Source organism: Martinezella sp. CNPSo 3957, assembly GCF_057784395.1.
Genome location: NZ_JBXSOU010000001.1, coordinates 149,167 through 172,061, shown reverse-complemented (window position 1 = coordinate 172,061; position 22,895 = coordinate 149,167). Strand labels below are relative to the sequence as shown.

At 60.0% G+C, this 22,895-nt stretch carries 22 protein-coding genes and 1 pseudogene; 18 read left to right on the top strand and 5 right to left on the bottom strand.

The window, feature by feature from the left end:
* The first annotated feature begins 68 nt into the window (after positions 1-68).
* The 3 genes from AC13QE_RS00795 (at position 69) to AC13QE_RS00785 (ending at position 1,729) form a co-directional block, all read left to right on the top strand.
* Positions 69-1,148 (top strand): LacI family DNA-binding transcriptional regulator, encoded by a 1,080-nt coding sequence (locus AC13QE_RS00795; protein WP_488482168.1) that lies wholly within the window; start codon positions 69-71, stop codon positions 1,146-1,148.
* Positions 1,149-1,290: 142 nt separating this feature from the next.
* Positions 1,291-1,581, top strand: coding sequence for a hypothetical protein (locus tag AC13QE_RS00790; RefSeq protein ID WP_488482855.1), 291 nt, complete (start codon positions 1,291-1,293; stop codon positions 1,579-1,581).
* A complete protein-coding gene (locus tag AC13QE_RS00785; RefSeq protein ID WP_488482854.1) occupies positions 1,550-1,729 on the top strand; it encodes a DUF2934 domain-containing protein in 180 nt (59 codons plus the stop codon). Before AC13QE_RS00790 ends, AC13QE_RS00785 begins: the two co-directional genes overlap by 32 nt.
* Positions 1,730-1,858: 129 nt before the next feature.
* On the opposite strand, the gene AC13QE_RS00780 is transcribed toward AC13QE_RS00785, so the two are convergent.
* Positions 1,859-2,500: a CGNR zinc finger domain-containing protein gene (locus AC13QE_RS00780; RefSeq protein WP_488482167.1), complete on the bottom strand. Its 642-nt coding sequence runs from the start codon at positions 2,498-2,500 to the stop codon at positions 1,859-1,861.
* Positions 2,501-2,550: 50 nt separating this feature from the next.
* On the opposite strand from AC13QE_RS00780, the gene AC13QE_RS00775 reads away from it, so the two are divergent.
* Positions 2,551-3,510 carry an EamA family transporter gene (locus AC13QE_RS00775; RefSeq protein ID WP_488482166.1) on the top strand — a complete coding sequence of 320 codons (960 nt, stop codon included), beginning with the start codon at positions 2,551-2,553 and terminating at the stop codon, positions 3,508-3,510.
* Between the two features lie 31 nt (positions 3,511-3,541).
* A pseudogene (locus AC13QE_RS00770) lies at positions 3,542-4,353 on the top strand (GlxA family transcriptional regulator); the annotation flags it as partial.
* Positions 4,354-4,499: 146 nt separating this feature from the next.
* Here the strand turns inward: AC13QE_RS00770 and AC13QE_RS00765 are convergent.
* Positions 4,500-5,297: an alpha/beta fold hydrolase gene (locus tag AC13QE_RS00765; RefSeq protein WP_488482165.1), complete on the bottom strand. Its 798-nt coding sequence runs from the start codon at positions 5,295-5,297 to the stop codon at positions 4,500-4,502.
* Between the two features lie 323 nt (positions 5,298-5,620).
* Here AC13QE_RS00765 and AC13QE_RS00760 point away from each other — a divergent pair, with 323 nt between their 5' ends.
* A complete protein-coding gene (locus AC13QE_RS00760) occupies positions 5,621-6,211 on the top strand; it encodes a TetR/AcrR family transcriptional regulator (protein ID WP_488482164.1) in 591 nt (196 codons plus the stop codon).
* Positions 6,212-6,293: 82 nt separating this feature from the next.
* Here AC13QE_RS00760 and AC13QE_RS00755 read toward each other — a convergent pair whose 3' ends face one another.
* Complete coding sequence (locus AC13QE_RS00755) at positions 6,294-7,205, bottom strand: LysR family transcriptional regulator (RefSeq protein WP_488482163.1); 912 nt, start codon at positions 7,203-7,205, stop codon at positions 6,294-6,296.
* A 112-nt stretch (positions 7,206-7,317) separates the two neighbouring features.
* Between AC13QE_RS00755 and AC13QE_RS00750 the strand changes: the two genes are divergently transcribed.
* From AC13QE_RS00750 to AC13QE_RS00735, 4 genes are all read left to right on the top strand, one after another.
* The gene (locus AC13QE_RS00750) at positions 7,318-7,950 is read left to right on the top strand and encodes a DsbA family protein (protein ID WP_488482162.1); all 633 of its coding nucleotides are present in this window, start codon (positions 7,318-7,320) and stop codon (positions 7,948-7,950) included.
* Between the two features lie 65 nt (positions 7,951-8,015).
* Entirely contained in the window at positions 8,016-8,849 is an 834-nt protein-coding gene (locus tag AC13QE_RS00745; RefSeq protein WP_488482853.1) for an MBL fold metallo-hydrolase, read from the top strand.
* Between the two features lie 339 nt (positions 8,850-9,188).
* Complete coding sequence (locus AC13QE_RS00740) at positions 9,189-9,680, top strand: nuclear transport factor 2 family protein (protein ID WP_488482161.1); 492 nt, start codon at positions 9,189-9,191, stop codon at positions 9,678-9,680.
* Between the two features lie 181 nt (positions 9,681-9,861).
* A complete protein-coding gene (locus AC13QE_RS00735; protein ID WP_488482160.1) occupies positions 9,862-11,415 on the top strand; it encodes a carboxylesterase/lipase family protein in 1,554 nt (517 codons plus the stop codon).
* A gap of 232 nt (positions 11,416-11,647) precedes the next feature.
* On the opposite strand, the gene AC13QE_RS00730 is transcribed toward AC13QE_RS00735, so the two are convergent.
* Positions 11,648-12,067: a MarR family winged helix-turn-helix transcriptional regulator gene (locus AC13QE_RS00730; protein ID WP_488482159.1), complete on the bottom strand. Its 420-nt coding sequence runs from the start codon at positions 12,065-12,067 to the stop codon at positions 11,648-11,650.
* A gap of 393 nt (positions 12,068-12,460) precedes the next feature.
* Here AC13QE_RS00730 and AC13QE_RS00725 point away from each other — a divergent pair, with 393 nt between their 5' ends.
* Together AC13QE_RS00725 and AC13QE_RS00720 are read left to right on the top strand one after the other, a co-directional pair.
* Positions 12,461-13,300: a p-hydroxycinnamoyl CoA hydratase/lyase gene (locus AC13QE_RS00725; protein ID WP_488482158.1), complete on the top strand. Its 840-nt coding sequence runs from the start codon at positions 12,461-12,463 to the stop codon at positions 13,298-13,300.
* A gap of 13 nt (positions 13,301-13,313) precedes the next feature.
* Positions 13,314-15,518 carry an acetate--CoA ligase family protein gene (locus tag AC13QE_RS00720; protein ID WP_488482157.1) on the top strand — a complete coding sequence of 735 codons (2,205 nt, stop codon included), beginning with the start codon at positions 13,314-13,316 and terminating at the stop codon, positions 15,516-15,518.
* Here the strand turns inward: AC13QE_RS00720 and AC13QE_RS00715 are convergent.
* Complete coding sequence (locus tag AC13QE_RS00715) at positions 15,500-16,399, bottom strand: helix-turn-helix transcriptional regulator (protein WP_488482156.1); 900 nt, start codon at positions 16,397-16,399, stop codon at positions 15,500-15,502. The genes AC13QE_RS00720 and AC13QE_RS00715 overlap by 19 nt on opposite strands.
* Before the next feature lie 244 nt (positions 16,400-16,643).
* On the opposite strand from AC13QE_RS00715, the gene AC13QE_RS00710 reads away from it, so the two are divergent.
* The 6 genes from AC13QE_RS00710 to AC13QE_RS00685 all read left to right on the top strand — a co-directional run bounded on the left by AC13QE_RS00710 (position 16,644) and on the right by AC13QE_RS00685 (position 22,868).
* The gene (locus tag AC13QE_RS00710) at positions 16,644-18,095 is read left to right on the top strand and encodes an aldehyde dehydrogenase (protein ID WP_488482852.1); all 1,452 of its coding nucleotides are present in this window, start codon (positions 16,644-16,646) and stop codon (positions 18,093-18,095) included.
* 68 nt (positions 18,096-18,163) lie between these two features.
* Entirely contained in the window at positions 18,164-19,474 is a 1,311-nt protein-coding gene (locus AC13QE_RS00705; protein ID WP_488482155.1) for an ABC transporter substrate-binding protein, read from the top strand.
* A gap of 7 nt (positions 19,475-19,481) precedes the next feature.
* Positions 19,482-20,234, top strand: a complete 753-nt coding sequence (locus AC13QE_RS00700) for an ABC transporter ATP-binding protein (RefSeq protein ID WP_488482154.1) — start codon at positions 19,482-19,484, stop codon at positions 20,232-20,234.
* A complete protein-coding gene (locus AC13QE_RS00695; RefSeq protein ID WP_132721618.1) occupies positions 20,231-20,959 on the top strand; it encodes an ABC transporter ATP-binding protein in 729 nt (242 codons plus the stop codon). The genes AC13QE_RS00700 and AC13QE_RS00695 overlap by 4 nt, the downstream gene beginning before the upstream one ends.
* Complete coding sequence (locus AC13QE_RS00690; RefSeq protein WP_132721620.1) at positions 20,956-21,852, top strand: branched-chain amino acid ABC transporter permease; 897 nt, start codon at positions 20,956-20,958, stop codon at positions 21,850-21,852. Before AC13QE_RS00695 ends, AC13QE_RS00690 begins: the two co-directional genes overlap by 4 nt.
* Positions 21,849-22,868 (top strand): branched-chain amino acid ABC transporter permease, encoded by a 1,020-nt coding sequence (locus AC13QE_RS00685; RefSeq protein WP_488482153.1) that lies wholly within the window; start codon positions 21,849-21,851, stop codon positions 22,866-22,868. Before AC13QE_RS00690 ends, AC13QE_RS00685 begins: the two co-directional genes overlap by 4 nt.
* The last annotated feature ends 27 nt before the right edge of the window (positions 22,869-22,895 follow it).

Sequence of the window (22,895 nt, the reverse complement as noted above, 5' to 3'; positions counted from 1 at the left end):
ACCGGTCTCATTCTTATTTGTTACCGTGAGATTGACCGTCCGTCAACAACTCTTGTAATCGTCATCGAATGGAAGAACCCCTTACCTCGAAACGCTCCGTCACTGTCGCCGATGTTGCGAGAGCCGCGAATGTCTCAAAGGCGACTGCGGCGCGCGTGCTCGGTGGCTATGGCGTCGTCAGCGACAGGGTTCGCGAGCAGGTGCTTGCCGCGGCGACGGCACTCGAATATCGACCGAACGAACTCGCCCGAAGCATGACCACAGGCAAATCCGGCATCATCGGGGTTGTGGTCGGCGATATAGAGAATGCTTTCTTCAGCCTCGCCGTCAGAGGGATCAGCGATGTCGCACGCATGGCTGGTTTCAACGTCATCATCGCCAATTCCGGCGAGGAGATCGAGGCGGAGAAATCAGCGGTCGACCTGCTGATCGGCAAGCGTGTCGATGGATTGATCGTGACACCGGCACGATGCGATCGGATGGAGCATCTCCAGGATATACGCCGCGTCGGCGTGCCACTCGTTCTGTTTGACAGAACCATTCCGGAGCTAGGCGTCGATGCGGTCACCGGTGATGATTTTGACGCCGCCGCGAGCGCGACCCGCCATCTTATCGACATGGGGCATCGGCGGATCGCCTATATATCGGCGATGGATGCTGAGAGCGAATTCCTTGACGATATCAGCAGCATTTCCAATTCCGCGGTGCGCGAACGCGTGGAGGGGGCTCTGAGGGAGCAAGCCGACGCCGGCATAGAGGAGGCTCGGCATTACGTGCGTCTCGGCGCCACGGACCAGCCGAAAACGGATGGCGTCGTCAAGCGTCTGTTGCAAGACGTAGCCCCCCCAACCGCCCTCATCGCTTCGGACAGTCTCGTCGGCCTTAGAGTTTTCAAGTCTCTGCAGACCCTCGGATTATCGATACCGCGCGACATCTCGATGATTTCGTTTCTGGACGCCGATTGGACAACCGTCACGACACCGCCGATCACCGTCATCGACCAGCCTGTCTACGAGATGGGCAAGGAGGCGGCCGAACGGCTGATTTCGCGCCTGAGCGGCAAGGACATTCCTGTCGGACGCGCTACCATAAAAACAAGTCTGATCCCGCGCGGATCGGTCGCCTTGCTGTCTCGCAGCGACCATTAGCGCTGAGCTGACGCAACTCGACCAACTCGGCCCCCGCGCCGGTATTAATCATTGCGTGCTCCTTTCGTTATATTCCATGCTCGAAGGAACTTTTAGCTCGCCGATCGAGTTGCTTGGATCGGAGTTAGGAGGATCATCAGATATGGAAATACAACGGTCTTTCGAACGGCGCCGGCCGACAAGAGGCGTCCCCTATAGTCTGGCGGATTTCCAGAAGAAATACGGACTCGATGACGCGACGGCCGAAGACCTGTTCGTTCGGTTCGGCCCTTCTTCGATCGAGCTTGATCTGCTCATGGCGGCGAAGCGCAAAACACTTTCCTTCGATGACCTGACGAACGAGATGCCCTTACAATCGGCTTGTCCGAAGGAAACCAATCCGTCTTCAGGAACGATGAGAAATTTCAACGGCCGGCAACGAAGAACGAAATGACGAAAAGCACCGCGAGCGCGCCTGCAGGATTTGGGAGGAAGAGGGGAGGCCAGAGAGCTGCCATCTCGACCACTGGCAATGGCGAGGAACCGCACTGACCACGACCCTTAGTCTAATTGCGAGCGGGCTCCTTCTCCAAGGCAAGTAGCAAGCCGGAATCCGGCGGCCGCAATCATTGTCCTCCATACCGATAGCGCTCATCGCATCGACGCCGCGTTTGCGATCGATCCGCATGAGCTGGCATGTTTACTGACTACCCAGTGTAAGAGAGCACTGGCTAGCTGGAGGGACTATCGCTTTTACCGCGCGAACGTCGATAATGCCGCTGCGCCTTTGCACGGTTCCCGCAATCTCCCATCGAACACCAGCGCCTGTTCATCGCCCTGCTCTCGTCGACGAACAGCCATCCACAGCCGCGGTCATCCTGGCATTGGCGGATACGATGCGCTTTAGGACCGGTCATGAGGTTGGCCGCGGATATGATGATGGGTTTGAGCAGATCTGAATCGCTGGCTTCGTCGATACACCAGGCCAGTTCACCCGCCATCGACCCCAGCCTTATTCCATCCGCGTGGCGAACCAAAAGAGCGTTGAAATACTCGAGGGCCTCGATCGGCGGGGCGACGTCGGCGATGCGAGCGACGAGGAGTTCATAGATAGTTTCGCGCAGTGCAATCGCCGCCTCGTAGACTTTTGCGCCATCTTGTTGATGTGTGCGCCAGCGTGCACTGATCGGTGCCAACTGCTGTTCACTCCGAGCTAGGTTGGCTGCCAGCCACTGCAAGAATGCCTGGGCGTCAGGAAGCCGTTCCTCACGAGACGAGCGCAAACGCCAAGCTGCCGTATTCACAAACCGGATCGCCAATTCTTCTTTGGGGTCGCCGTCGGCGCTTGAATGTCGATATTCTTTGGAACTCATGATCTTGATCCTGGTTTTGTCTCTAACCCTATAAAAGGTTAGGACTAGCCATGATGCTTTCAAGGACGCATATCACGTTTGGCGCGGCCTTTGCCGCGATCTATATCATTTGGGGATCGACCTATCTTGCCTTAGCTTTGGGTCTGCAAACGCTGCCGCCCTTTCTTCTGATGGGCATACGCTGTTTGATCGGGGGCACTATTCTCTATGCCTATGCGAGGGTAAGGGGTTCCGAAGCTCCATCCGTTAGGATGTGGGGGATCGCGGCAGTTTGTGGCTTGCTGTTCTTCGTCGGATGCCACGGCGTTCTGGCATATGCGCAGCAACGCGTTCCATCCGGCGTGGCCGCTCTGCTCCTGGCAACGATCCCGTTCTGGATCGTGCTCCTGCAGGCTTTCATTCCCGGAGGTGAGCGGCCGACCGGGATAAGAGCGGCACTCCTCGTTCCCGGCATCGCAGGCGTAGCTCTCATCGCATGGCAGGAAATATCTTCCGGCGCGAGCGCGGTGCACCCCGTCGATTTGATTCTCCTGTTGGGGGCCTCCTTCTCATGGGCGGTCGGAACAGTCATATCGGAGCGCCATTCCGCAAAATTTGCCTCGGCGGGGCTCGCCGGGATCGAACTGCTCGCCGGCGGCGTTGCGTTGGCCGCAATCAGCGCGCTGTCGGGCGAGTTGGACGCTGTGCAGCCGACCCGGATCTCCGCCGTTTCGCTAGGTGGCTTGGCCTACCTGATTCTGTTCGGCACCGTGATAGCCTTTGCCGCATATACCTGGCTGCTACGGCGAATATCGCCTTCGTTGGTCGCTACTTACACATTCATAAATCCGATCATCGCCGTCGCCATTGGCTACACATTCCTTGGAGAAAGCGTAACGACGCCGATCCTCATTGGCGCAGCCATGATCATTGTTTCGGTTGCCGGGATGCTGCTGCTCCAATACAAATCGACCAGGAAGGACGGAACACCCCATTTTCGCGAGACTCCAGTATCTCAGCGGCGTCTCTGAAGGAGGTTCCCTGATTTCTCGCCTGTCGCCATCGGACTTTATCGACCCGAAGAAGTTCCACTACATCGTCGTGGTCGGCGGACTTCTGAACGCCGACATCACTATCGACCATCAGATCTGAAGAAGGCTGCGTCTGAGAAAATCCCGCTGATTGGGGTTTGCACCGGCACGTTCATTCTAGCGCGCCTCGGCTTGATGAAAACACACCAGACCTGCGTCAGCTGGCTGCATTATCAGGCCTACCGGGAGCAATTCCCCGAAAACCCCGTTCGCTCCGATCGCCTGTTCAATCTCGACCGGAGCCGCGGATCATGTGCTGGCGGAAGTAGCGCTGCCGATATGGCTGCCTTTCTCGTCAGACGGCACATCAGCCGGGATGCCGAACGAAACGCGCTTGAAGTGCTGCAGATCGAGCGCGCCCGATCCGGGCTGGATATTCAGCCGCGCAAGCCGCTGGCGATCGAATGCCAGGACCCACGCCTCAAGGCCGTGTTGATTACCATGGAGAGCCATATCGAGGATGTGGTGCCGACCGAAGATCTTGCCGCATCGGTCGGGCTGTCCCGGCGGCAGCTCGAACGTCTGTTCACCGAGGAAATGAAAACATCTCCTGGAGCAATTTACACGCGCATCCGCATGGAACGTGCAAGGCAACTGGTTCTCCAGACGAAGGCATCACTCATCGACATCGCTCTCGAGATCGGGTTTGACAGCGCTTCTCATTTTGCCAGGCTGTTTCGCAGGCAATTTGGGCAATCACCGACGGAGTTGCGCCGTTCACGTATCGCAAATGCAATGCCCGTGATTGTGGACGATTGTTCGGATGAAACTCAGCGAAGGTGATTCCGATGACAGGGTAACCCGCCGACAGGTAGCGGTGGTGTCGGCGACCGCAAGCGATATCCACTATCCGATTGGACCAGCGGTGAACCGGTGCATTAGTCAAATGACGCGTGAACTCTTAGTGGGTCTGTCACCGAAATCGGCATTCACCTCGCCTCTCTTGCCGCCTTAGCGATCAAATCCGCGACAAAATAAGGATGGGAGATCATAGACACGTGGCTCGACTTGATAGTCGCAGTCTTGGCACCGATGTGTTTAGCAATCCATTCCTGCACAGGGGTCGGCAGAGCATTGTCTCCCTGCGTCACCAGATACCAGGTGGGCTTGTCTAGCCACGCGGCGTGAGTGATGCTTTCGCCGAATGCTTTTGCGGCCATCGGCTGTTGGGTCGCAGCAAGGACCGCAGCGCGTTTGCTGGAAACATCCCCTGCCATGACGTGAGCAAATACGGCTGGATCATCGAGCCAAATGAGACCATTCGCGTCCGGCAGGAGACCTTCCATGGGCGCGTCGCGCTTCTTTAGTAATTCCGCGACGGATTCATTGCTATCCGGAGCGAGGGCCGAGAGATAAACGATACCCTTCACATTGGCAGCGTTCCCGGCTTCGGTCACGACCGCGCCTGCCCAAGAATGCCCCACCAGCAGAACATCGCCTTTCTGCCTTGCGAGAACCCGGCGCGTTGCCTCTACGTCGTCTGCCAGCGACGTCAAGGGATTCTGAACGGCCGTAACGTGGTAACCTCGAGCCTGCAGCAGTCGGATGACATCGGACCAGATCCCCCCATCGGCGAAGGCTCCATGCACGAGGACAATGCTCTTCACTCCCGGCGCCCTGTCAGCCGCCCATGCCGAAGTGGCAAGCAGCGTCGCGGTCGCGGTGAACGACAATGCCAAAAGCCGCGCGAGAACTGCAATTCGTCGCGATGGGAAGAAATTGAACATAGATAATACTCCGTAGCGATATCAATATTGAGGGGGAGTGCGCCTTCGAAGACGGAGCTAGGCCACCTGCGTTTTCATGTGCCGGCCAGCGTCATTGGCTCCGAGTCACGACCTCACGCCGCTTACAATGATGCCAATTCCAGGTGAGAGAACGTGCCGAAACCCTACCCTGTTTTCTGATGACCTTCGGGCGTGCTTGGACCATAATCAAAGCAGTCACTTTCATCTCCTGAATGAAGGCTCTATGTCCGTCTTGCCGCACGAATATTGTATTTCGATTGTTTTGTCCATATATGTACAAAACTAATAAGTGAGATCGAAAATTGGCACGACCAAGTAAGTTTGACCGCAATGAAGCTTTGGATATCGCCACGGAAATCATCCGACGAGGTGGCTACGAGCAAGCGTCCGTGAAGTCTCTATCCGAGCGACTGGGCATTCCGCGATCAAGTTTCTACAACGCCTTCGGTTCGCGCGATGAGCTGTTTGCTGAAATCATCTCCCGATATGCAGCCACTGCGCCGGATGCACCACTATATCAGGAGGTGGAAGGACCTATCCTCCCTCTCCTTCATCGTGTCCTGCGAAACATTTGCCGTATTCGTGCTGCTGATCCGGAGGGGAAAGGCTGCATCATCGTGAATTCGATTGCCGAGCTCTGCCCATCAGAGGAGGGACCGGCGCCAATGCTGACCAGCTTGGCTACGAATTCAACGAAGCGCATAGCAGAGCTATTGGCAATAGCGCGGGAACAAGGCGAAATTGACAGCCGTGCAGATGTTCAAGCTCTGGCGCTTGCTCTGCAAAATCTAATGGTCGGGCTCAATGTCCTCTCTAAAGTCGTGCGGGACGAAAGCGACCTGTGGTTGCTGACGGAGACCACATTGCGGGGTTTAGGCCTGATTAGGACGTAGCCGTCTAGCAAATAGCTCGACACAGTCGGCGGTTGGTGAAACTCGCCGGAAGAGCCCCGCCTGAGAGCCACCGGATATAGCATCAATCACCTTGCCAGTTTTGTTCATGATTGAGATGGACCGTCAGCATGTCCACGAAGGCGGTCACCTTCGGTGGGCGAAACCGAGCGGCTGGATAAACCGTATGAATGCCGCCCGATGGCAAAGACCACTCGGGCAAGATTTGGACGAGAGCGCCATCTTGCAGTGAGGCAGCCACTAGGAACTCAGGCAGTACCGAAAGTCCACCTCCGGCTGCGGTCGCCGCAAGCACGGCGGGTGTTGCATTAATGGTCATTGATGGTCGCATACGGACGGTGCGGCGATCGAAGCCGGCTCGCGAGAAATGCCAGACCAACGGCTCGCGCAGGGCGCCGTTGGCGATAAACGGCTGCTGGGCAAGATCCTCGGGGACATCGACCGAGAGCGTGCGAGCGAAGTTCGGCGAAGCAACGAGAAATTGTCGGAATGTGCCGATACGGCGCGCCTGCTGACTGGAATCCTCGAGCCAGCCGACCCGGATAGAAAGATCCATCTGGTGGGTGATTAGGTCGATCCTGGCGTCCGACAAGACGAGGTCGACTGCGCATGCTGGATAGGTCCGGCAGAACTTCGCCACCAGCGGCGCAATGGTCGATGTGCCGAAGTCGTTCGGCGCGGCGATCCGCAATTTCCCCAGAGGGGTTGCCGTGACCTCCGCGACTTCGCCGAAAGCATCCTCGGCTTCGCTCAAGATCAGGACGGCCCGCGCGTGCAGCAACCGCCCTGCTTCGGTCGGCTCAACTCGTCTGGTCGTCCGGAGCAGCAGACTGGTCCGCAAGTCTGCCTCCAGCCGAGCCACCTGTTGGCTGACAACGGTCTTGGTGATGCCCAGCCGCTCGGCGGCACGCGTGAAGGAGCCCGCGTCGACCACGGCGGCAAAATAGGCAAGTCGATTGAGATTGATCGTTCCCATGCTGCGGGCCGCTATTGTTAGCCTTTGGTGCACAGCCTGTATAATTAGTCGCTATATTCAGCGCAATCCCGATCGCGTATCTCTGTTGCCAGCCACCCACGGGAAAATGGATATGCAGATCACCTACCTGTACGACCCCCTCTGCGGCTGGTGCTATGGTGCCGGCCCGACGCTGGAGAAGCTGTCGCAACTCGACGGCCTGACGCTTACACTGGCACCGACCGGGCTGTTCGCCGGCGAGAGCTCGCGTCCGATGGACAAGCACTTTGCCGCCTATGCGTGGCAGAACGACCAGCGGATCGCCCAGTTGACCGGCCAACCTTTTTCAGACGCTTATCGCGAGCATGTGCTCGGCGCTGTTGGAAGTCTGTTCGACTCCGCGCCGGCCACACTCGGTCTAATTGCCGTTGGCATTACCGAGCCGGCGCGCGAGTTCGAAGCGCTGAAGGCCCTACAGCGCGTCCGCTATCAAGACGGCCGCAACAACGCCGACCTCAACGTCGTCGCTGAAACCTTAGCCGCGGCTGGCTTTATCGAGGCAGCCGAGCGGATTAAAGCTCCGGACGAAGCACTTCTTGCTTCCTACCGGAGCCGGATTTCGGCGGCGCGCGCCGAAATGGCACGCTTCGACGCCGACGGCGTCCCCGCCCTGATCGTCGACGGTGATGCGGGTCGGCGCCTGCTGCGCGCCAATGCGCTATTCGGTGCTTTCGACCTGCTGGCTGCGCAGTTGCGCGCTGCCTGACACGCGCAAAAGCGGCTCGGCCTTTATCAGCCCAACAGAGTGACACTCGCTTCGCCACAGAGGAGATCGAAATGACCACGAAGACCTCATCCAAACTGAGCTGGAAGCATTTCCCCGCAGGCCAGGCAGGTTTCTTCCGTGCCCCCGTGCTGATCACTGGCCCGACCGAAGCGCTGCTGATCGACGGCGGTTTCACCTATTCGGATGGCCGCGCGCTAGCCGACGCGATCAAAGCGACGGGCAAGACGCTGACCACGATCTATGTGAGCCAATCCGACCCGGACTACTATTTCAGCCTCAAGCCGGTGCGCGAAGCCTTCCCAAACGCCAAGGTGATCGCCGCCTCCGACACGATTGCCGGCATCAACGGCAACGTTGAGAAAAAACTCGCCGTCTGGGGGCCGCAGTTGAAGGAGAACGGCCCGCAGACGCTGGCTGACGTCGTGTTGCCCGAGGCCTTCGACGGTCCGGCATTAACAGTCGACGGAGAAACAGTTGAGGTCATCACCGCCGAAGGGCTGGCCAACCGGCGCTATCTGCACGTTGCCGCGCTCGACGCTGTGTTTGGCGGCGTGCTGATCTTTTCTGGCGTTCATGTCTGGACGGCCGACACGCAGACGAAGGAAGCCTTTGCCGCCTGGCTCGCCAACCTCGACAGGATCGCCGCGCTGAAGCCGTCGGTCGTCGTGCCCGGCCATCTCGATCCGCAGGCGGCGACCGACCTCTCCGCCGTCGCTTACACCCGAGCTTATCTCCTCGCCTTCGAAGAGGAACTGGCCAAAGCCGCCGATGCCAACGCGCTGAAGACCGCGATGGAAGCACGTTTCCCCGGACTAGGCATGGGGGTTGCACTCGATATCGGCTCAAAAGTGGCCAAGGGCGAGATGAAGTGGGGCTGACATGGTCAGCAATCTCGGCCTGATCCGCGCTATTGACGAAGGCTTCCCGAGCAGAACGGTCCCATCTCATGGCAGCCCTCCGGACGTGGAGTATATCGAGCCCGAGGATTTGGCACATGCAGGAACCTATGCTGGGGTCCATGCGCTTATGGCGACAGTGCCGCTATCTTCGGCGTCTAGTCCGGAACCTGCAAGGAAAGCCACAAGTCGATGAGTGCTCCTTCGCGGCATGTCTGCGAGGCCCAGAATAACAGCGTCCAGGGCAGGACCTAGTTTGTCGACGCCATTATGGTGCAGGAAGCCATTTCCTGAGAAAAGAAGAAACCGAGGGAGAAAGGTATGCTAAAGATGAAGATGATCGCCGTGGCAATATTGATATCCACGCTTGCGGTCTCCAGTGCAGTCGCCGGCAGCGCGAAGCTGGACAAGAAGGCAATCCTGCAGCAATACGAACTCTCCCAAATCAACAAGACGCTGGTCCTGAAGGCCTATCAGGAACTGTTCGGCGACCACGACCTGACGGCGCTTGATCGCTACTGGACGCCCAACTACATCCAACACAATCCGACGATGACCGACGGACGCGACTCCGTACGCCAGCTACTCGAGAAGATGGGGATCACCCATTGGCCGAAGCAGAAGGTAGAGTTCAAGCGCGTAATCGCCGAGGGCGCACTTGTCATGATCGAGGTCGTGCAGCCGAAGACCGAGGCTACGCCGGAGACCGCCATCGTCGACATGTTCCGCGTCGAGAACGGCAAGATTGCCGAACACTGGGACGTTATCCAGGCGGTTCCGGACAATGCGGTCAACAAGCGTTCGATGTACTAAAGCGATTGCGCTATCGGCCGGTCGACAATGCCCGATGGTAGTGCGTTAAAATTTCAACGACCATCGCTTCGTCGGGGATGATGATAAGACGACAATAGCGATGTCAGGCGACGACCGGACTGACAACCCGCCGTGCCAAACCTGGAGTAGGTACTGCCTTGACCCAAATTGGGAGATCGAAATGCCCTTCCTTTTATCGCGCCGCGCCGTATTCGGCGCCGGCATGGCTTCGGTGCTCGCCTTGACGCTTCGCCCTACCACCTCGATGGCCGCCATCGGCCAGCCCGTGGTCACGCTCCGCTCCGGTCGCATACGCGGAACGAGTATGGACGGCGTATCATCGTTCAAGCGAATTCCGTATGCCGCCAATCCGTTCCTGGCGGCGACCCGCTTTCAAGCACCGAGGCCGGTCGTGCCCTGGGATGGCATCCACGATGCTTCCGCCTTTGGCCCGCCGCCGCCGCAGCCGAGCCGCGATCCGAAGCCCGTGCTGTTTGGCGGTCTGGACGACCTGACGCTGAACATATGGACGCCGGACCCGAATGCCAAGAAGTTGCCGGTCATGGTGTGGATCCCCGGCGGCGCCTTCGTCCGCGCCGATGCCGGCGAACCTGTCTATGACGGCACGCGCTTTGCGAAAGATGGGATTGTCGTTGTAACGGTCAATTATCGCGTGGGCGTCGACGGCTTCATGGCGATAGAGGGCGCGCCGGCAAACCGAGGTCTTCTCGACCAGATAGCGGCACTAAACTGGGTGCGAGACAACATTGCGGCCTTTGGCGGCGATGCAGCCAACGTCACTTTGTTCGGCCAGTCGGCTGGCGCGGAAAGTGTTGCCATCCTTCTTGCCTCACCGAAGACCGAGGGACTTTTCAGCCGCGCTATTCTGCAGAGCCCGCCCATGCAGTCGATGACCGGCGACGATGCCGCGCGATTGGCTGAGGTCTTCGCCAAAGGGCTCGGCGTCGCACCCACGGTCGCCGGGCTCGCCGGAGTGCCATTTGACACACTGATCGCGGCTGGCCCCGGCCTGGAGGAGGAACTCAAGGACCGCGCCAAATGGGGTAGGTTGTCGCTCGGTGGCACTGCCTTTCTGCCCGTGATCGACGGAGACGTACTCAGCGCCTCGCCGATCGACATGCTGGCGCTTGGGCCGAAGCCGGATTGCCCTATCATCGTCGGCAGCACCGACGAGGAAGCTCGCATTTACATGGTCCCTGGCGGCGCCGTCGACCATATCACCCAAGAGGTGGTCGATCAGTTCGTGGCAGATCTGAATCTTCCTCCCAATACGATCGACGTCTACCGAGCTGCCTCGTCGAACCCCAGTCCGGGTGAAGTTTATACAGCCCTCCAATCTGACTATACCTTCCGGATGGCTGCACTTCGAATTGCCGAGCTGAGGAGTGGTAACCGAAAGACTTGGCACTATAATTTCTCTTGGAAGTCGCCTGGATTTGGTGGTCGTCTGGGTGCTGCGCATTTTGTCGATGTGCCATTCAGCTTCAACGCTCTCACCTCAGGTCAAGCCAAGACATTCATCGGTGATGCGCCACCCTTGTCTCTGGCTGAAGCGATGCATAGTGCATGGGTTTCTTTCGCCAAGACGGGTGATCCCGGCTGGCCGGTATACGACCTTACGACCAGGGAGACGAGGCGCTTTGACGCGACATCTTCTTTGGTTGCCGATCCGGAGAAAGCGACACGCACCCTGTGGAAGGATGTTGTGCTCTGACGTCAAGCTGTCGATCGGTCCGGAAGCAACGCTTCGTCAAGAGGCAACCCTATCAAGGCGATCGAAGTAAACGTCCCCGGGCTGATCGTCGGTCGGACGGCGTTGGAACCTTCGCATCCATTATCCGCTGGAACACCGAGCGAAAGCTTGCCGAATGGCTGGAAGCTGCCAGGGACAACCAGATCATTCGGCGGGAGCGTTGAAAGAGACCTCGACGTGCCAGAACCGGATGTTATGGCTTTAGTCCATCAACCGAGGTATGGAGCTCCAGGTTGTCCTCGCGCAAGGCTCCTTCGCCCTCTTGCCGGATACTTCGTAAGACTTCCAATGCTGCATCCCGCAGCTCGGGCGCGAAAAGGCGAAGAAATCGCGCCTCATGCGCGTCGATGATGGCATGTACCGTCTCCACCCTCTCCATACCGATCCTGGTGAGGCGAAGAGCCTGCGAGCGGCCACCTAGCGGAACCCGATCGACAAGCCCGGCTTTGGTCAGCCCGAACATCAAGGGAACCATGTTGGCGCGCTGAATGCCGAGACTACGTCCGAGATCGCTCTGGGTGCAGCCGGGATTGGCATCGATCAGCGTCAGAATGGAAGCTTCGACCGGCCTGAGTTCGATTGCCTGAAGCCTTGAGCCCAGGTCGGCCATCATCACATTGGACGCCCTCCTCAGCTGATAGCCAAGCAAGGTCTCTAACGGGTCGCTCAACTTCGATGTACGGGCGTCGATATCCATAATCCGGCTATAATGCTATTGCGCATAACAATCAAATGATGCTATGAGACATAACATTACCGGCGAGGAGGCCACATGCCGGTATTGGAGGAACTTCTTTTAGATATCTGCAGATACGCCGCGATCCGTCGATCAATGATCGCAACAGCTTTCTGCACATTCGCACCAGCCGGCGCAAAGCGCCTCATCTTGGATTTCACCGCGGCTCGCCAGGCTCTGGTGAGGCTTTACCCAATTCAACGCAGGTCACGACTTTGCGGCCGGTTCCCCTTTTGAGGTGCAGGCCCAAACGGCAAGAAGGACAACATAATGACAACAGAACATCCCGAAAAAGATACCGTCGCCTTTGTCGTTGAAGCCGGAATCGCCTGGGTCAGCTTCAACCGCCCGGAGAAACGCAATGCCATGAGCCCCACGCTCAATCGACGCATGATGGAGGTTCTGGACGAACTCGAGTTTCGGGCCGATGTCGGTGTGCTGGTTCTGTCCGGTGAGGGTACGGCCTGGTCAGCAGGTATGGATCTCAAGGAGTATTTCCGCGAGACCGAGGCTCACGGTCTACAGGGTACGCGAAAGGCACAGCGTGAGAGCTATGGCTGGTGGCGCCGGTTGCGCTGGTATCAAAAACCGACCATCGCCATGGTGAACGGCTGGTGCTTCGGCGGGGGTTATGGACCTCTTTTCGCCTGCGACATCGCCTTTGCCGCCGATGAAGCCAAATTCGGACTGAGCGAAATCAACTGGGGCATCCTGCCCGGCGGTGGCGCCGCCAAGGTGGCGACCGAACTCACATCCTTCCGCAACGCCATGTACCACGCGCTGACCGGCGAGAACATCGGCGGCAGAAAGGCGGCCGAATGGGGCTTCGTCAACGAGTCCCTGCCGCTTGCGCAGTTGAAGGCGCGCGTGACCGATGTCGCCAACATCCTGCTGCAGAAGAACCCGGTCGCGCTCAAAGCCACCAAGGATGCCATTCGCCGCGTGCGGGAGATGACTTACGACAATGCGGAGGATTACCTCGTCCGCGCCCAGGAAGCGGCCAACAGCTATGATAACGAGGGACGCAAGGAAGGTATCAAGCAGTTCATCGACGACAAGACCTACAAGCCTGGGCTTGGTGCCTATGACAAATCCAAGCACCAGGCCTGAGGAGCGCCCCACCATGACGGTCGAGACCACCAGTACACCCCCATCGGCTCTTCCCAGCGGTTCGATGGAACGGCTGCTGCGTCCGAGATCGGTGGCGATCGTCGGCGCCTCCGACAAGCCCGGCGCGCTTGGCGCTTCGGTATTGTCCAATCTCGACCGCAGCGGTTATGCCGGTGCCATTCATCTGATCAACCCCAAACGAACCGAGATCGGCGACCGGCCCTGTCTCGCCTCGATAGATGACTTGCCGGACGGGGTGGACGCGGCCGTTCTTGCAGTGCCGCGGGCTGCCGTGCTTCCCTCAATCGAGGCGCTTGCCCGCCGACGTGTCGGTGCGGCGGTGATCTTTTCGGCGGGCTTTGCCGAGGGCGGTGAGGAAGGATTGGCTGATCAACGTGAGATCACCCGCATAGCGACCGAAGTGGGAATGGTGATCGAGGGGCCGAACTGCCTCGGCATGGTCAACCATGTTGATCGCATCCCCCTCACCTTCATCGAAACCGCCTCAGAGGCACTAGGCGCCAGGGCGGGCATTGCGATCGTGTCGCAGAGTGGTGCCATGGCTGCCGTCCTCGGCGTCACCTTCGCCAGCCGCGATCTCGGCCTCTCCTATTCCATTTCGACCGGCAACGAAGCCGCAAGTGGCGTCGAAGACTATGTGGAGTTTCTGGTGGAGGATACCTCCACGAGGGTCATCGCGATGATCGTCGAGCAGTTTCGCAAGCCCGCCCGTTTCCTTGCCGCGGCGCACAAAGCACATGCGAAGGGAAAGCGTATCGTCCTTCTTCATCCCGGACGGAGCAGTGCGGCGCGTGAATCCGCCGCAACCCACACCGGCGCCATGGCCGGTGACTATCAGGTCATGCGCACCAAAGTCGCAAGTGCCGGCGTTATTCTGGTCGAGACGCTTGAGGAACTTGGTGACGTCGCCGAGATCGCTCTGCGATGCCCGGTACTCCCGGCCGGAGGCCCGGCAGTGCTTGGCGAATCCGGCGCGTTCAAGGCGCTGACGCTCGATCTGTGTGAGGAGCTTGGGCTGGATCTTCTTCCCATTAACGATCAGACCGCGCCAGCGCTGCGCACCGTCCTGCCGCCCTTCGTCGCCGTAAGCAATCCGCTGGATCTAACCGCACAGGGCCTCGTGGAGCCGGACCTTTACCACCGAACGCTCACCGCCCTCTTCGACGATACCCGTTTCGCCAGCATTGTCGCCTGCATTATCCAGACCGACCCTGTCACCTCGGCCATCAAGCTGCCGCCGATCCTGAAAGCAGTGCAAGAGCACAAGCCGGCGAAACCGCTGATCTTTGCCGGACTCGACGAGGGTGCCCCTATCCCGGCCGATTATATCGCGCAGTTGCGCGCGCTCGGCATCGTGTATTTCCCGTCGACCGAACGGGCCTTCCGGGCGCTGAAACGCATAGACGCATTCGCGGCTCGCGACATTGCCACCCGCACGGCAGCTCCGGTCGCGATTACCGGCCTCCCCTCGCAGGGAGGTCTCATTCCCGAATATCGAGCCAAGCAAATCCTGGCGCCACTCGGAATTCCCTTTCCTGAAGGCCGCCTGGTGACAACCCTTGAGCAAGCTCTCGCGGCAGCTGACGCGATCGGGTATCCGGTGGTGCTGAAGGCGCAATCCCCCGATCTCAGCCACAAGAGCGATGCGGGTGGCGTCGTTATCGGATTGGCGGACGCAACCAGCCTCAAGGAGGGCTGGGCCAAGCTGCATGCCGATGTCGCGCGCCATCGCCCGGGTCTCACTCTGGACGGCGTGCTAATCGAAGCCATGGGCAAACGCAGCATCGAGCTGATCATCGGCGCCCGCAACGATCCGGATTGGGGACCTGTGATCCTCGCGGGCTTCGGCGGCATTACGGCGGAGATTCTCGGGGACGTCCGCATTCTGACACCCGATCTGCCCGATGACGCTATCGTTCGGGAGCTATATCGGCTGAAGAATGCGCCGTTGCTGCGCGGATTTCGTGGCTCGCCGCCGCTCGACGTGAATGCCGCCGCCCGCATCATCGCCACACTCGGCGAGCTGTTGCTGGCCGAACCGACGATCCGGGAAATAGACCTCAATCCGGTCGTGATCTATCCCGACGGCGAAGGTGTTGTGGCGCTGGATGCCTTGATGCTGACGGCATTCAGGCCCACCCACGCCTCAGCTGCAGGGCCTGCCTGGCCGAAATCTCATCACGGCCAGTCCGAATAGCCCGACGAAAGCATGTCGCTGCGCGCGATTTCCGCCTTCCTGGCAAAATCGCGGTAGCTTGCGGGTGAAAATCCAGTCTTTCTCTTGAAGAAATGACTGAAATAGGTGGGGTCCCGAAATCCAAGACTGTCCGAAATCTCCTGGACGGTTCTGGCTGAGCGTTCCAGCCTCAGCTTCGCCTCCTGGACGACGCGTTCATGCAGGAGCTGTACGGGAGAGCGTGAGAGCGCATTGCTGCATATGGAATGCAAGCGATCGGTGGTGACGCCGAGCTCCTGCGCATAATCGCTGATCGGCCGGTGCTGCCGGAACCAGATCTCCACCAATTGCCGGTACCGCTGCAGGATCGAGGCGCCGCCGCCACGGCCGCGCTGCTCGGCCGCCTCACTGCCGCCGGTGCGCCACAGCGTCATGAGGATCAGCCGCAAATAGGCGGAGATGACCATCCAAGAGGCGCGAGAGGGATCGCCAAGCTCCCGCACGAAGCCGGCTACTAGCGGCTGCGTCTCTTCGACGGCATGCGGCTTCGGTTCGTCCGTCAGCCAGGGCCGCTCGCTGAAGGTCCGCAGCGCATAGGATTCCGCCTGGTCGCCGATCGCGTCCACCATGATCTGTGGCGACGCGCCGATCAGGAAGCCTGCGGCGCCCGCAGCCATTTGGAGCTCGCACCGTGCCTGCGGTGGCAGATAAGCGAGCGCCGGTCCTTGTAGTGATCGTTGCTCCTCCGGCTCGAACAACAAGGCAGCCCTTCCAGACTGCAGCAAAAACAGATGATGAAAATCGGCATAAATGCCTTTTTGGAAACGAATCGTCCGGTGCGACAGCGATGGCTCTCGCCACTCGCCGTGTGCATGGTGATGGATACCACCATCGGAAACCATGAAGCTCTCCTCCTGCCGGCATCGCGATATTGTCGCCGGGAATGCCAAATAATTACAACATTAACCCAGAAAAACACATTCCTTCCCAATTGCAATGGCGTAGTCTCATCTCATGAGCCTCTGGGAGGAGGACTCCACACAACAGATGCCGATTGCGAGGCTCTATCCTGGCCGCGCGTGTCTGTGCGCGCCTTCTCCCGTTGATGTGCTTGAGGGAAGACCGGTGAAGGACTGGACGATCGCGATGTTTATGGCAAAGCTTCTGATCAATGACGAGACCGTCGATGCGTCAGATGCATCCACCTTCGAATGCCTTGATCCGGCGACCGGAGATGTCGCGACCATCGCGCCGGCGGCTTCGGTATCGGACGCAGCGCGGGCGGCCAATGCCGCGGCTGCTGCCTTTCCCGCATGGTCGGAACTGAGACCGGGTGAACGCCGCGCCATGCTCAATCGGGCAGCAGACGTTCTACTTGCGCGATCGGCGGATTTCGTAGCGGCGATGATTGCAGAGACCGGGGCAACCGCCCTCTGGGCCAGGATCAATTGCGATCTTGCCGTCGACATATTGCGCGAGGCGGCCTCGATGACCACGCAGATCTCCGGTGAGATCATCCCCTCGGGCATTCCCGGCAACGTCTCCATGGCGATGCGCCAGCCCGCCGGCGTCTGCGTCGGCATCGCACCCTGGAACGCGCCGATCATTCTTGGCGTGCGGGCGATCGCCATGCCGCTTGCCTGCGGCAACACGGTCGTGCTCAAGGCTTCCGAACTCTGCCCGAAGACCCATTGCCTGATCGGCGAGGTCATGCGCGAGGCGGGCTTTCCGCCGGGTGTGATCAATGTCGTCACCAATGCTCCCAAGGATGCCGCCACCGTCGTCGAGGCCCTGATCGCCCATCCAGCGGTGCGGCGGATCAACTTCACCGGCTCGACGCGCGTCGGGCGGATCATTGCCGAGACATCGGCGAGATATCTGAAGCGCTGCCTGCTCGAGCTCGGCGGAAAGGCGCCCTTCATCGTGCTTGCCGATGCGGATATCGACGAGGCGGTCCGCGCCGCCGCGTTCGGCGCCTTCATGAACCAAGGCCAGATCTGCATGTCGACGGAACGCATCATCCTGCTCGAGGAGATCGCTGACGAATTCGTCGAGAAATTCAAGGCGAAGGCCGCAACGCTCGTGGCCGGAGATCCAAGTCAAGGAAACACGCCGCTTGGAACCATGATCAACGCCGAAGCGGTGCGGCGGATCAGGGCGCTCGTTGACGATGCCCTGCAGAAAGGAGCGGTCGTCGTCTGCGGTGGGCATGCGAACGGCATGCTGGTGGATGCGACCGTTGTCGATCACGTGACGCCCGCCATGCGTCTCTACCGGGAGGAAAGCTTTGGACCGCTGGCGGCGATCATCCGCGTCGACAGTGTCGAGGAGGCCATCACTATCGCCAACGACAACGAGTACGGACTGTCCTCGGCGGTGTTCGGCCGCGACATCAATCAGGCGCTGGCGGTTGCAAAACGTGTCGAGGCCGGCATCTGCCACATCAACGAGGCGACGGTTTCCGATGAGCCGCAAATGCCCTTCGGCGGAGTCAAGTCGAGCGGTTATGGCCGGTTCGGCGGCAAGGCGGCAATCGACGAATTCATGGAACTGCGCTGGATCACGCTTGCTTCGGGCAGGCGTGACTATCCGATCTGAGTTTTGGATCGGCAAAACACAAGGGAACACGGAGTTAAGAGGGCTCCGCAAAAGAGGGAGGGAATTGCATGACTGGTTTCAAGGGAAGGATTTCGGGCGCGGGACTGACACGGCGCGATTTTATGGCCGCCGCTGCGGCCGGGACGAGCGCATTGGCCTTCGGCGGACGCAAGGCTTTTGCCGCCGATGACACGCTGAAGGTCGGTTTCATCAGTCCGCGCACCGGGCCGCTCGGTGGCTTCGGCGAAACCGATGGCTATGTGCTCGATCTCGCGCGCAAGGCGCTGGCCAATGGATTGCAGGCCGGCGGCAAGACCTGGAAGGTCGAAATTCTCGACCGCGACACGCAGTCCGATCCGTCGCGCGCCGGCCAGTTGGCAAAGGACCTGATCAACAACCAGGCGGTCGACCTGATGCTGGCGGTCTCGACGCCTGAAACCATCAATCCTGTCGCCGATGCCTGCGAGGCGGCGGGCGTGCCGTGCCTGTCGACGGTCATGCCATGGGAGGCCTGGTATTTCGGGCGCGGTGCCAAGCCCGGCGCGCCTTCGCCGTTCAAATGGACCTATCACTTCGGCTTCGGTGTTGGCGAGTTCCTGAAGACCTATATCTCGCAATGGAATCTGATCGAGACCAACAAGAAGGTCGGGGTCATGTATCCGAACGATGCCGATGGCAATGCCATCCGCGCCAATCTCGCGCCGGCGCTTGCCAAGGCCGGCTTTACCATCGTCGATCCCGGCGCCTATGAGACGGGAACTACGGATTTCTCGTCCCAGATCGCGCTCTTCCGTCAGGAAGGCGTCGAGATCTTCAACAGCTTCCCGATTCCGCCGGATTTTGCCGCCTTCTGGCGTCAGGCGGCGCAGCAGGGCCTTATCCAGCAGATCAAGATCTGCCAGGTCGCCAAGACCGGGCTGTTTCCGTCCGATATCGAGGCGCTTGGCGACCTCGGCGTCAATATCGCCAGCGCCGCCTATTGGCACAAGGCCTTCCCTTACAAGTCGTCGCTGACGGGTATTTCCGGGATCGAGCTTGCTGATGGCTACGAGGCGGCAAGCGGCAAGCAATGGACGCAGCAGCTTGGCGCTAGCCTGGCGCTTATCGACGCGGGGTTCGATGCGCTCAAAGCCGCCCCGGATGCGAAGAGCAAGGAAGCCGTTGCCAAGGCGCTGAGCGCGCTGAAAACGACGACCATCGCCGGCAAGGTGGATTTTACCAGCGGTCCTGTCGCCAATGTCTCTCCAGGGCCAATCATCGGCACGCAATGGGTCAAGGCGCCGGCCGGATCGAAATTCGCGCTTGACTATGTCGTAACCGAACACGCCACCGATCCGAACGTGCCCGTTGCGGCCAAGCTCATCGCCTACAATGGGTAATGCTATCGTGCGGGGACAAGAAGGACATCGGCCGGGAGGCGAGTTTCTCTCGGCCAAGGGGATTCACAAGCGCTTCGGGGCGCTTGTGGTCCTCGAAAACCTCGATTTTTCCATGGGAGACGGCGACGCCGTCGGTATCGTCGGCCCGAACGGCGCCGGCAAGACAACCTTGCTGAGCGCGCTGGCAGGCGCCTTTCCGCTGAACGAGGGAACGATCACCTTCGATGGCCGGAATGTGACGGCTTTGACGGCGGCCGATCGTTGCCGGGCGGGTCTTGTCAGGACGCATCAGATTCCAAAACCGTTCAGCGGCATGACGACATTCGAGAATGTCTTTGTTGCCGCCGCGCACGGCAAGGCGTCGAGCCGCGAAGAGGCCTACGAGCGCGTTGTCGATTCTTTGCGGCTCTGTGGCATGCTCGGCGTCGCCAATCGCCGCGCCGACACTCTCGGCCTGCTCGATCGCAAGCGGCTTGAGCTGGCCCGCGCGCTTGCGACCGGTCCGCGCCTGCTGCTGCTCGACGAGATCGGTGGCGGGCTGACGGACGGCGAGGCAAGCGAACTCGTCGGCACCATTCTCGAACTGCGGCGGCGCGGCATCGGCATCGTCTGGATCGAGCATATCGTTCACATTCTCCTGCAGGTCGTCGAAAGGCTGATCTGCATGGATGCGGGCAAGATCATCGCCGACGGCGATCCGAAGGCGGTCATGAGCGATGCCGAAGTGGTGCGCGCCTATCTTGGAGGAACGCCCGCATGAGCATTCTTTCCATTCGCAATCTCGATGTCCGACATGGCCTTTTGCAGGCGGTGCGTGGCATCAGTTTCGATCTCGCCAAGGGCGAGGTGCTGGCGCTCGTCGGCGCCAATGGCGCGGGCAAGACGACGCTGCTGCGTTCCATCGCCGGTGCGCATCTACCCGATTCCGGCCAGATCCTGCTCGACGGCGAAGATGTCACGGCGGTTCCCTCGCACAAGCGCATCGCCAGGGGCATTGCGCTCGTTCCGGAAGGACGACGACTGTTCTCACAGATGACGGTCGAGGAAAATCTGTTGCTCGGCACCAGCGCCGGCCGTAAGGGTGAGTGGACGGTCGAGCGGGTCTTCGATGCCTTTCCGAACCTGAAGCCGCGGCGGCACGCCAAAACCAGCCATCTGTCGGGTGGTGAGCAGCAGGCAACGGCTATCGGGCGGGCGCTGATGAGCAATCCCGACATCCTGCTTCTCGACGAGGTCTCCCTCGGCCTGTCGCCGCTCGTCGTCGATCGGGTCTACCAGCAACTGCAAGGGCTATTGTCGTCGGGTACGACCATCGTGCTCGTCGAACAGGATTTGGCACGCGCTATGAGCGTCGCAACCCGTGTCATTTGCATGCTGGAGGGCGGTATCGTGCTCGACAGGCCGGCGAGTGGCGTAACGCGCGAGGAGGTGACCCGGGCCTATTTCGGCCTGCATCGGACGACAGCCGAGAGGAGCGTCTCGTGACCAACACCCTCATCCAAGGCATTCTGCTCGGCGGTTACTATGCCGTCATCGCCTGCGGCCTGTCCTTCATGTTCTCCGTCATGCGCATCATCAATCTCGCGCATGGCAGCCTTGCCGTTGCCGCCGCCTATGGCCTCTGGCTGCTGGCGGCGAAACTCGGCATTCCGCCCTTCGTCGGCCTGCTGATCGTGTTGCCTGTCATGGCAATCATCGGCTGGCTTCTGCAGCGCTTCGTGCTGGAGCGCAGCGCGCGCGGCGGAACATTGCTGCCGATCCTGACGACCTTCGGCCTGTCGATCGTTATCGATAATCTGCTGTTCGAACAATTCGGGGCGGATACGCGCTCGCTCGCGCCCTTCATCGGCAATCTCTCCTACGCGTCCTGGCAGCTGCCGGGTCACGTTTTCGTCGGCAAGCTTGCCGTCCTGATGATGGTGACAGCAATCGTGGTCATCGGCGGGCTGCAGTTCTTCTTGAGCCGCTTTGCACTCGGCCGTTCGATCCGCGCCACGGCGGAGGATCCAGATACAGCCGGCCTCGTCGGCATCGATGCGCGCCGCGTCAACGCTGTCGCGACTGCGATCACTATGGTCACGGTCGGTATTGCCGGTGCGTTTCTGGCCATGCGGGCGACCTTCAATCCCTATTCAGGCGGACCACAGCTGCTGTTTGCCTTCGAGGCAGCCGTTATCGGCGGCGCCGGTTCGCTCTGGGGAACTTTGCTAGGCGGCATCGTGCTTGGGCTGGCGCAGTCGATCGGTGCCCAGATCCATCCACAGGGCTTTCTGATCGGCGGCCATATCGCCTTCCTTCTCGTTCTTTTCGTGCGGCTGCACCAGTTCGGCCTCCTGAGCCTCGGTAAAATCCGCCCACGTCTTCGGAGTCAATCATGAGTACGATCGAGCCTGGAATTTCAGTCGAGCGCTGGACTGCGTCCTCGCGAATGACCCTGGCTGCCATGATGCTGGCAATCGGCCTTCTTGCCGCTGTGCCCACCATCGCCAGCGCTGGCGTCACCGATCGCATGACCGCCCTCTTCATTTACGTGATCCTGGCGGCCATGTGGAATGCGCTCGCAGGCTTCGGTGGCCTTGTCTCCGTTGGCCAGCAGGTCTTCTTCGGGCTTGGCGCCTATTTTACCATCCGTCTGGCAGATGCGGGGCTCGATCCGTTCGTTTCGCTCGTCGCCGCGGCAGTCGTCACCGGCGTCATATCGCTACCGCTCTCGTGGCTGATGTTGCGGCTGAAGGGCGGTGAGTTTGCCATCGGCATGTGGGTGCTTGCCGAGCTTGCGCATCTACTCGTCAATCTTGATCGGCTCATTCAGGGCGAAACCGGAACCTCGCTGATTTCCCTGAACGCCTATGACAGCAGCACACGGCGCGTAGCGATCTATTGGCTGGCGCTGACGGCCATGATCGCCCTCCTGGGCGCGCTCTTTGCTTTGATGCGGAGCAGAGCTGGGGCGGCCATGCAGGCGATCCGCGATAATGAGGATGCGGCAACCTCCGTGGGCGTTCGCGTCGCGGCAACAAAGCGCCTGCTCTTCGTTCTTGCCGCTTTCGGCATTGCTGTTGCCGGTGGCCTGTGGCTGGCAACGGCGGTCACCTTCCAGCCCAAGACCTATTTCAGCGTGCAGTGGACCGCCTACATGATTTTCATGGTGCTGGTCGGCGGCATCGGCAAGTTCGAGGGCGCGATCCTCGGCGCTATCCTCTTCTTCATCGTCGAGACCGTCTTCGGCGGAACGGGAGTTTGGTATCTGGTCGGCCTCGGCGCGACGGCGGTGCTCTTCTCCCTCTATTTACCGCGCGGCCTCTGGGGCGAAATCGAACGCCGCTTCGATCTGCAGCTTTTACCCGTAGGCTATCGACTGACGATTTCGGATCTCTTCAAGGCCAAACAATAGCGGCAGCATTCGCTGCATTTCATGGGA

What these genes read in the sequence shown, in the direction of transcription:
- AC13QE_RS00720 (WP_488482157.1), top strand. Translation starts at nt 13,314, where the DNA reads ATGACGGTCGAGACCACCAGTACACCCCCATCGGCTCTTCCCAGCGGT.
- AC13QE_RS00780 (WP_488482167.1), bottom strand. Translation starts at nt 2,500, where the DNA reads ATGAGTTCCAAAGAATATCGACATTCAAGCGCCGACGGCGACCCCAAA.
- AC13QE_RS00750 (WP_488482162.1), top strand. Translation starts at nt 7,318, where the DNA reads ATGCAGATCACCTACCTGTACGACCCCCTCTGCGGCTGGTGCTATGGT.
- AC13QE_RS00705 (WP_488482155.1), top strand. Translation starts at nt 18,164, where the DNA reads ATGACTGGTTTCAAGGGAAGGATTTCGGGCGCGGGACTGACACGGCGC.
- AC13QE_RS00795 (WP_488482168.1), top strand. Translation starts at nt 69, where the DNA reads ATGGAAGAACCCCTTACCTCGAAACGCTCCGTCACTGTCGCCGATGTT.
- AC13QE_RS00790 (WP_488482855.1), top strand. Translation starts at nt 1,291, where the DNA reads ATGGAAATACAACGGTCTTTCGAACGGCGCCGGCCGACAAGAGGCGTC.
- AC13QE_RS00725 (WP_488482158.1), top strand. Translation starts at nt 12,461, where the DNA reads ATGACAACAGAACATCCCGAAAAAGATACCGTCGCCTTTGTCGTTGAA.
- AC13QE_RS00740 (WP_488482161.1), top strand. Translation starts at nt 9,189, where the DNA reads ATGCTAAAGATGAAGATGATCGCCGTGGCAATATTGATATCCACGCTT.
- AC13QE_RS00730 (WP_488482159.1), bottom strand. Translation starts at nt 12,067, where the DNA reads ATGATGGCCGACCTGGGCTCAAGGCTTCAGGCAATCGAACTCAGGCCG.
- AC13QE_RS00715 (WP_488482156.1), bottom strand. Translation starts at nt 16,399, where the DNA reads ATGGTTTCCGATGGTGGTATCCATCACCATGCACACGGCGAGTGGCGA.
- AC13QE_RS00735 (WP_488482160.1), top strand. Translation starts at nt 9,862, where the DNA reads ATGCCCTTCCTTTTATCGCGCCGCGCCGTATTCGGCGCCGGCATGGCT.
- AC13QE_RS00775 (WP_488482166.1), top strand. Translation starts at nt 2,551, where the DNA reads ATGATGCTTTCAAGGACGCATATCACGTTTGGCGCGGCCTTTGCCGCG.
- AC13QE_RS00765 (WP_488482165.1), bottom strand. Translation starts at nt 5,297, where the DNA reads ATGTTCAATTTCTTCCCATCGCGACGAATTGCAGTTCTCGCGCGGCTT.
- AC13QE_RS00710 (WP_488482852.1), top strand. Translation starts at nt 16,644, where the DNA reads ATGTTTATGGCAAAGCTTCTGATCAATGACGAGACCGTCGATGCGTCA.
- AC13QE_RS00755 (WP_488482163.1), bottom strand. Translation starts at nt 7,205, where the DNA reads ATGGGAACGATCAATCTCAATCGACTTGCCTATTTTGCCGCCGTGGTC.
- AC13QE_RS00695 (WP_132721618.1), top strand. Translation starts at nt 20,231, where the DNA reads ATGAGCATTCTTTCCATTCGCAATCTCGATGTCCGACATGGCCTTTTG.
- AC13QE_RS00685 (WP_488482153.1), top strand. Translation starts at nt 21,849, where the DNA reads ATGAGTACGATCGAGCCTGGAATTTCAGTCGAGCGCTGGACTGCGTCC.